Origin of the sequence: Candidatus Angelobacter sp., from assembly GCA_035607015.1 — a bacterium.
In the GTDB taxonomy this organism is placed as follows: Bacteria; Verrucomicrobiota; Verrucomicrobiia; order Limisphaerales; family AV2; genus AV2.
This window is the reverse complement of sequence record DATNDF010000279.1, coordinates 1-8,044: the sequence shown is the minus strand read 5'-3', so window position 1 is coordinate 8,044 and position 8,044 is coordinate 1. Positions and strand designations below refer to the sequence as shown.

The following is an 8,044-nucleotide window of genomic DNA, read 5'->3' as shown; positions in this document are numbered from 1 at the left end:
GGCTGCGCGACCAGCGACGGTGGTCACAAGCGCAACTCGTCACGGAATTGCATTTGATTGGGAACATCAACGTCACGCGCGAGATTATCGCCAACATTGAGACGCTGCGCAGCCCGGTGTCCGATAAGCAGATTGAGTTCTTTGCCCAGGTCTTCGGCGTGATGGAGCAAGACCTGTTTCCCAAAAAGCGGCACTTCGTTGGCAAGGAAGCCGGAATGGAGTTGCGCGAGTTCACCCGGCGGCGCGGCCCGCCTCGTCCTCCACAGAAGTAAGCACGCCTTGCCCAATGCACGAAATCCCACCAAGCTCTCATGGCAGTCCGACGCAACAATCAGGATTTAGACCAGCAGCTTGACCTGTTCACAGCGCGAAGGCCGACACATGACACCACTGACCCAGTACGGACGGATGGCCGAGAAACATTGGCGGGAACACTGCCCGAAGATGGTTCGCGAACTGGAGCGGGAGGGCCGGCTTCAGCAGATGCTTCTGGAAGCGGAGGAAAAGACGAAGGACGAAATGGCCACGCTTCGCACGCAATTGGTGACACAGGGATTAACGGCGCAACAAGCCCACGAACAGGCTTGGGAGATGGTGAGGGAGAAATACATCCTGCTCCCACCCGAAGAATAGCCAAACGGCATCAGGAAGAACCTCCGAAGAATCTCAATAGCTATCGCATCACGGAAGCCGACCGGCTCGGCGAAGGCGGACCAAAGCAGAAGTTTCAGCAAAATCTCAAGGCAATCAAAACGCTCCGGACGCTCGACGCCGAGGAACGTCCCGCGACGGAGGAGGAAAAGGCGGCGCTCGTCAGATACGTCGGCTGGGGTGCAATGCCCCAGGTGTTCGACGTGGACAGCAGGGATTGGCGCAAGGAGCAAATCCAGCTTTCTGAAATCCTCTCCGATGAGGAACATCGTTCCGCCCGTGCCACCACCCTCAATGCTCATTACACCGCGCCGACCGTCATCGGCGCGATGTATCGCGCCGCCGGGCGGTTCGGTTTCAAAGGCGGCCGTGTGCTCGAACCCGCCTGCGGCATCGGCCACTTCGTTGGCCTCATGCCCGAAGACATGCTGCGCCGCTCGACTGTCACCGGCATCGAGATTGATCCGTTGACCGCGCGCATCGCCAAGGCGCTTTATCCCGATACCGACATTCGCGGGCAACCTTTTGAGCAAACAAAACTCGCCGACGGTTTTTACGACCTCGCCATTTCCAATGTCCCGTTTGGCGACTACACCGTTCACGACCCCCGCTGGAACAACTACAAGTTTCCCATCCACGATTATTTCTTCGCCGCCTCGCTGGAAAGGGTGCGTCCGGGCGGGCTTCTGATGTTCATCACATCGCACGGAACGATGGATAAGCTGGACTCGACGCTGCGCGAGTTGCTGTCCACTCGCACCGAATTGCTTGGCGCGATTCGTCTGCCGAACGACGCCTTCAAAAAGAACGCCGGCACGGAAGTCACGACCGACATCATCATGCTTCGGAAGCTCCGCCCCGGTGAAGCGCCCACGGGTGTGGCGTGGAAGGAGACGGCGGCCTACACGAATGACATTGGCGAACCCTTCACGCTGAATGAATACTTTGCAGCCCGACCGGAAATGATGCTGGGCCGGATGCGGTTGACCGGGCGGCTGTATCGGGACAACGAACCGACGATCGAATCGGACGGACGCAGCCTGGCTGACCCGCTTGCGCAGGCCGTCGAGCGGCTGCCGCAGAACATTTACGAAACCCACGCCCAACAAGTCGCCGAGCCAACCCTCGACCAGACCATCCCAGCGCCGGATTTCGTCAAACCCAACGCCTACTGTCTTCATGACGGCATGGTTTGCATCCGGGAGGAGGATGTTCTCCGTCCGCTCACTGACCTGCCGAGCGAGACGCGCTCGCGAATCCGCCATTTAATTCCAGTGCGGGATGCGGTGCGTACATGTCTCCGTTCTCAGATGGACGGTAGCGACGACGGGCAAGTCATCGAGGCCCGGCAACAACTCAATTATGCGTATGAACGGTTTGTAGGTCGTTTTGGTCCCGTCAATCTTCGCGCAAATCAACGCGCCTTTGATGGTGATCCCGACTTGCCGTTGCTCCTTTCGCTGGAGAACTACAATGATGAAACCAAGCGGGCTACCAAGGCCACAATTTTCCGCGAGCGGACGATTCATCACCGCAAACCCGTCGAATCCGTCGGCGAGCCAAAGGAGGCGCTCCTAGTTTCCCTGAACGAACAGGGCCGGGTTGACCTCGACCACATGGCCGGTTTGTTGAACAAGCCGGCCGAGGAATTCCTGCCTGATTTGAAAGGCATCATTTTCCTGAACCCGCAGACGAACCAATGGGAAACTGACGACCAATATCTATCTGGAAACGTGCGTGAGAAGCTGGCAGTAGCGGATGCCGCCGCTGTGACCGACGCGCGCTTCCATGAAAATGTTGAGGCGTTGAAATCAATTCAGCCGGAGGATTTGCCCGCGACGGAGATTGACGTGCGGTTGGGCGCTTCGTGGTTACCACCCGACGACGTGAAGCAATTCATCTACAAGCTGCTGAATGTCTCGTCTGGCGTCGAGGTCGGGCACGTCCACGCGCTCGGCTCTTGGCACATGAACGCCGATTGGGAGGCGCGCGGCGCGACTTCCAACACGACGGATTGGGGAACAGACCGCTACACCGGCTTGGAGTTGATTGAGGACGCACTGAATCTCAAGACCCCCACCGTTTATGACATGGTGGACAAAAAGCCCGTCGTCAACGCGCAGGCAACGGAAGCCGCACGTGAAAAGCAGGAGCGTATCAAGGAACGATTCAAGGAATGGGTCTGGTCGGATGATTCGCGACGCGAACGGCTTTGTCGCCTCTATAACGACACGTTCAACCACACCCGGCTTCGCACGTTCAACGGCGACCACCTGACGTTGCCCGGTGCAAGCCAGGTGGTTCAACTTCATCGCCATCAAAAGGCGGGCGTCTGGCGGATTCTGCAAACGCCAAACACATTGCTTGCGCACGTCGTCGGCGCCGGCAAGACGTACACAATGGTCGCCGCCGCGATGGAATTGAAGCGGCTGGGCCTTGCCCGCAAGCCTATGTTCACTGTGCCGAATCACATGCTCGGCCAGTTCTCAACCGAGTTGCTGACTCTGTATCCCGGCGCAAACATCTTGGTTGCGGGCAAAGAGGATTTTGAGTCGCAGAATCGGAAGAAGCTTTTCAGCCGCATCGCAACGGGCAATTGGGATGCCGTGATCGTGACCCACTCCGGCTTCGAGCGCATCCCGCTCTCATACGACACGCAGAAACGGTTCTTCGACGAGCAGCTCCACGAATTGGAAATGATTAGGCGGGAGCACGCCGACAGTTCCAATCGTCGTTTGGTGAAGGAACTGGAGAAAGCGAAGAAACGGCTCGAAGCCAAACTTCAGGCTCTGGCCGCGGAGCACAAAAAGGACAACACGCTGACTTTCGAGGAACTTGGTGTGGACCGCGTTTTTGTGGACGAGGCGCACTACTTCAAGAATCTGTTTTATCTCACGAAGATGACGCGCATCGCCGGACTGCCCCAGACCGCCAGCGAACGGGCTTTCGATATGTATCTCAAGGTGCGGCACGTCCAATCCCTGAACGGCGGCGGAGGCGTCGTCTTCGCCACGGGCACACCGATCGCGAACAGCATGGCCGAGATGTTCACCATGCAGCGCTACCTGCAACCGGACGATTTGAAGAAACACAACCTGCATCACTTCGATTCGTGGGCGGCGACTTTCGGCGAGCCGGTGACGGCGATGGAGCTTTCTCCTGATGGCGCGGGCTACCGTTTGAACACGCGGTTTGCACGGTTCATTAACGTGCCGGAGTTGATGCAGATTTTCCGTCAATCCTCCGACGTGCAAACCGCCGCGATGCTTAACCTGCCACGTCCAAAACTCGACGGCGAAAAGCCAGCCGTCCGCAACGCACCCGCAACGCCCGAGCTGAAGGCGTTCGTTCAGGAACTCGCCAAACGCGCTGAAAGACTGAAGACCAATCGTGTTGATCCGAGCGAGGACAACATGCTGAAAATTACGTCAGAGGGTAGGAAAGCGGCTTTGGATCTCCGGCTGATGAAGCCAGCCGCGAAAGATGATCCACAGGGCAAGGTCAATCAGGCGGTCGAAAACATTTTCCGCATCTGGCAGGAGTCGAAGCCGGAGCGTTCAGCGCAGCTTGTCTTTTGTGACCTCTCGACTCCGAAGGATCGAGGCTTCTCAGTTTATCGGGATGCGGCGGAGAAGTTGGAGCGGCTTGGCGTGCCAAGCGGAGACATCGCCTTTATCCAAGACTACGATTCGGATGCTGCGAAACTTTCACTATTCCGTGATGTGCGGGCGGGCAAGGTGCGCGTCCTTTTTGGCAGCACGCAGAAAATGGGTTCAGGGACGAATGTTCAGGAGCGGCTCATCGCTTTGCACCATTTCGACGCCCCGTGGCGACCGGCCGACGTGGAGCAGCGTGAAGGGCGGATTCTGCGCCAGGGCAACAAAAATGAAGTCGTTTCGATTTACCGCTACGTCACCGAAGGCTCATTCGACGCCTATATGTGGCAGACGTTGGAGACGAAAGCGAAGTTCATCGCGCAAGTGATGAGCGGCGACATGACGATCCGCCGTCTTGAGGATTTGGACTCGGCCGCGTTGACCTACGCCGAAGTAAAGGCCATCGCGTCAGGTAATCCGCTAGTGATTGAGAAGGCCCAGGTGGATGCGGAGTTGATTCGACTCACGCGACTGCGCTCCGCGCACGCCGAGGAGCAATACCGCATTCGCACCAATCTCCGGCGCTCGCACGAGGACGCCGAAGCGTTCACGGGACGGCTCACAAACTTGCGCCAGGACATCGCCGCACGGCAGGACACTTCGGGTGACAAATTCAGCATCGAACTCGACGGGCAGACGCTCGACAACCGGGGCATTGCTGGCGAGTTGATTGTTCGTCGCGCCGAGAAGATCAAAAACCGCTTCGGCGACGACGTGCGGGTTGGCCGTTTTGCCGGTTTCGATCTGTTCCTTCGTCCCAGCTTCAACAATACCGTCGAAATGATTGTGCGTGGCAAGAACAGCTATGCCGCGCGAGTGACGGACACGGCACAAGGCACGATTCGTTCGCTCGAAGCGAACGTCCAAGGATTTGAGGAGCGAGCATCCAAACTTGAATACGACATTGCCGTCGCCACCAAACGGGCGAAAGAGTTGGAAACCAAAGTCGGGGCGCACTTCGAGCGCGAGGAGCGTTACCAGCAGTTGACCCGTCGCCAGAGTGAGATTGAAGAAAAGCTGGACCTCACCAAGAACCAGGCTCCAAGCCAGGTCGAGGCTGATACGGCTGACCCAATCGAGCAGAAGAATTCCGAAACCCAAAATGTCGCAAAGACCGTTCGTCAAAAACGACGCGCTGGAGTGACTGTGTAACGGGTGTGGCGAGCCGGCAACTTGACACGCCAAAACTCATCCACGAAAATGCAATGGCGAACATCCAAAGAAATGGAAGACCCGGTTCTATATTTCGCAAAACTGCTGAATGAGCTTTCGGAGTTCATTGATGACAACGGGGTTTATCTGTTCATGGTGTTGGCATGGGCATGCCTTCTCGCAATTGGCTGGCTTCTGTTTCGTAAGCGCAAGTCGCCGCCTCCAGTACCGACATCGGCGCGAACGCGCGCAATTGTCGGGATCATGCTCGCCTCTCCTGGGATGTCTTCAGATGCTGACGGTGGCCGCACTCGTTTGATCCTGGGTGACACTCCCACCCGCCGCACCAACGACTTTGGTTCGAACTCGCCTTAACTTCGCTCGATCAGTTTCAGGTGTGGATTGATCTCCCTCGAAGCCCGCCGCGCAGTCGGCCCGCTCCCTGCAACGGCAAAGCAAATCGAGTCTGTTTGAATTCCTGGTACAATCTGTTTCTCGTGGTCGGGTTGTGCGGGAGATACACCAAAGGAGTCGTGAAGGGTCGTAGCCTGTTGCCTCGTGAAACAACGAATATGAATGCAACAGCAACCATCGAATGCCAGACTCTCGACGTGAAAAGCAGCGCGACAGAACTCGGTGTCTGCGAGGAAACGGTCCGCCGTCTCGTACGCCGCAAGGTCCTGCGCAAGCTGCCCGGCTTGCGCCGCGTCTTAATCCCGCGCACCGAACTCGACCGCTATCTGAATACCGGCAACCACGCCATTCTCTCGTGAAATACGCAGCTCAAATCGAATTGCAATCGCTGGTCAGTGGTCGAAAATCTCAACGCATGAGCACGACAGGAACGAGCACTTCAGAATTGGCCAAGAATTGGCCAAGCAGGGTTTTTCAAGGGGTGCGCCCTCAAATCACGGAAGTCCAGATTCCCCTTTATTTTCAGGGTCTTTCTTGCTGGTGGGCCCACTCGGATTTGAACCGAGGACCAAGCGATTATGAGTCGCCTGCTCTAACCGCTGAGCTACGGGCCCGAAGGCTCGCGAATCCTAAGCTGTTCCTCCCTTCTCTGTCCATTCACGAAGTCGGCCCTGCCGCACTATCTAGGCTTCGGCGCCCGCGGTTCGTAAAGCGTGGCCAGTTCAATGACCAGCTTTTCCAGTTCCTGATAATAGTCGGCCTCCTTCATCCCATTTTTCGCTTCACGGAGTCGAGCGATCATCAGTTCCAACTCGTCCCGGCGTGCGCGAACTTCCGGCGACAGTTTTCGCTCCTGCGCGCTGCGGACCAGGTGAAACTGGTTGGCTCGGAAACCATCGGCGGAGGCGCCGTCTTTGGCTTTCTTCACGGCGTGGATCCCGCGGAACCAGTCGGCCGGAGTGCCCATACCATCGCCGTTATCGTCCAGAAGCGCATGTTCCGTGGCCAGCCGGCCCTCCGTGTTGTAAAACTCGGCAACGCGACGGGACGCCGTGAGGAATGACTCGAGCAGGGAAGTCTGCCCGTCCTTGTCGAGGTCGGCCCGTGGATCAGCAATCGCCTCGGAAAGGTACTCTCCAAAGCGCGCGTAGTTTTGTTCGTAACCACTGCGCGTGGCGGTGACAATCACACGGTTCGTCGCCGAAAGCTTGCTCAGGAACGGCGCGCTCGACGACGAACAGTCAATAACCGCAAGCGGGCGCCGAAATGGTTTCAGCCAGTCGGCCAGCGCCTCAACGGACAGGTCGGGCCCGCGCAGGTTGAACTTTGCCTCCTTGCCATCGAATGTCCCGTGCCCGATCAGCACGAGCCACAATTCACCGGACCCCTCTTTCGGTTCTGCCGCCAGAATCTGCTTCAACTGGTCGGAATCGTTCGCCGTGGCGTTTGTATTTGTCGTCCCGACGCGGTGATATTTCGCCCCGCCTTCACGACTCGCCTGCTCCAAAAGTCCGGCGCATTTCTCGAAGCTTTTCCCGTATTCTTCCTCGCCCGGTGCGCCGACAACGACGATTACGACTGGTCTGTCGTCCGTGTTCGTCGCATCCGAACCGAACGCGGTCCAAACCGCGAGAAACCACCCGAGCAGGAGCCGGCCCTTCACACCATTCCTTTCGAGCGCCGCAGCCCCCACTCGGCAACGAAGCAGGCGAGCGCGAACAAAAACACCGCCGAGCGATGCCACAACGGCACCGTCCAGCTTTCGGTGATCGGAGCTTTTCGATTCGGCAGATTCGCGGCGAAGGCGTCAAGTCCGGCGGACGCGACGACTTCACCGCCCGTCTGCCGCGCGAGCGTCTCGAGCAAAGAGCGATTGGGCTTCAACGAACGAAATTCATCGGCAGCGGGGTCTGCGGTCCAGCCGGCCTGCGCGCGACCCACTTCAATGCCGGCGGCGTCGGTCACCGCCGCATCCGCGAGATAACCCCCGGTCTCACGCGGAACATAGGTCGCTTCATAAACGCCGGGTTCGGTCGAAGACGGCTCCGCGCCAAGGCGAATCCAGCCCGCGTTCGTCTGCGAAAGCCTGTCAGCGGGGAGAGGAGACTGTGAGAAACCATTCGTGACGGCGCGCACGGTCAGGACCACCGAGGCATCGTCGAGAGGTTGGA

At 58.2% G+C, this 8,044-nt stretch carries 7 protein-coding genes and 1 tRNA gene; 5 read left to right on the top strand and 3 right to left on the bottom strand.

Translation table 11 applies throughout. From position 1 onward, the window contains the following. The 5 genes from VN887_11325 to VN887_11305 form a co-directional block, all read left to right on the top strand. Positions 1-272: helix-turn-helix transcriptional regulator (locus tag VN887_11325; protein HXT40596.1), on the top strand; the 272-nt coding region annotated here is incomplete at its 5' end. Between the two features lie 109 nt (positions 273-381). Then, entirely contained in the window at positions 382-633 is a 252-nt protein-coding gene (locus VN887_11320) for a TnpV protein (GenBank protein HXT40595.1), read from the top strand. Then, the gene (locus VN887_11315) at positions 585-5,459 is read left to right on the top strand and encodes a DEAD/DEAH box helicase (protein ID HXT40594.1); all 4,875 of its coding nucleotides are present in this window, start codon (positions 585-587) and stop codon (positions 5,457-5,459) included. The genes VN887_11320 and VN887_11315 overlap by 49 nt, the downstream gene beginning before the upstream one ends. A 72-nt stretch (positions 5,460-5,531) precedes the next feature. Continuing rightward, entirely contained in the window at positions 5,532-5,834 is a 303-nt protein-coding gene (locus VN887_11310; protein HXT40593.1) for a hypothetical protein, read from the top strand. A 197-nt stretch (positions 5,835-6,031) separates the two neighbouring features. Then, the gene (locus VN887_11305) at positions 6,032-6,232 is read left to right on the top strand and encodes a helix-turn-helix domain-containing protein (protein ID HXT40592.1); all 201 of its coding nucleotides are present in this window, start codon (positions 6,032-6,034) and stop codon (positions 6,230-6,232) included. 179 nt (positions 6,233-6,411) lie between these two features. Here the strand turns inward: VN887_11305 and VN887_11300 are convergent. From VN887_11300 to VN887_11290, 3 genes are all read right to left on the bottom strand, one after another. Then, a tRNA-Ile gene (locus VN887_11300) sits at positions 6,412-6,487 on the bottom strand. A gap of 65 nt (positions 6,488-6,552) precedes the next feature. After that, on the bottom strand, positions 6,553-7,536 hold the full coding sequence (locus tag VN887_11295; protein ID HXT40591.1) for a hypothetical protein: 984 nt from the start codon (positions 7,534-7,536) through the stop codon (positions 6,553-6,555). Then, a partial coding sequence (locus VN887_11290) for a hypothetical protein (protein HXT40590.1) occupies positions 7,533-8,044 on the bottom strand: 512 nt, incomplete at its 5' end. The genes VN887_11290 and VN887_11295, both read right to left, overlap by 4 nt.

What these genes read in the sequence shown, in the direction of transcription:
- VN887_11320 (HXT40595.1), top strand. Translation starts at nt 382, where the DNA reads ATGACACCACTGACCCAGTACGGACGGATGGCCGAGAAACATTGGCGG.
- VN887_11310 (HXT40593.1), top strand. Translation starts at nt 5,532, where the DNA reads ATGGAAGACCCGGTTCTATATTTCGCAAAACTGCTGAATGAGCTTTCG.
- VN887_11305 (HXT40592.1), top strand. Translation starts at nt 6,032, where the DNA reads ATGAATGCAACAGCAACCATCGAATGCCAGACTCTCGACGTGAAAAGC.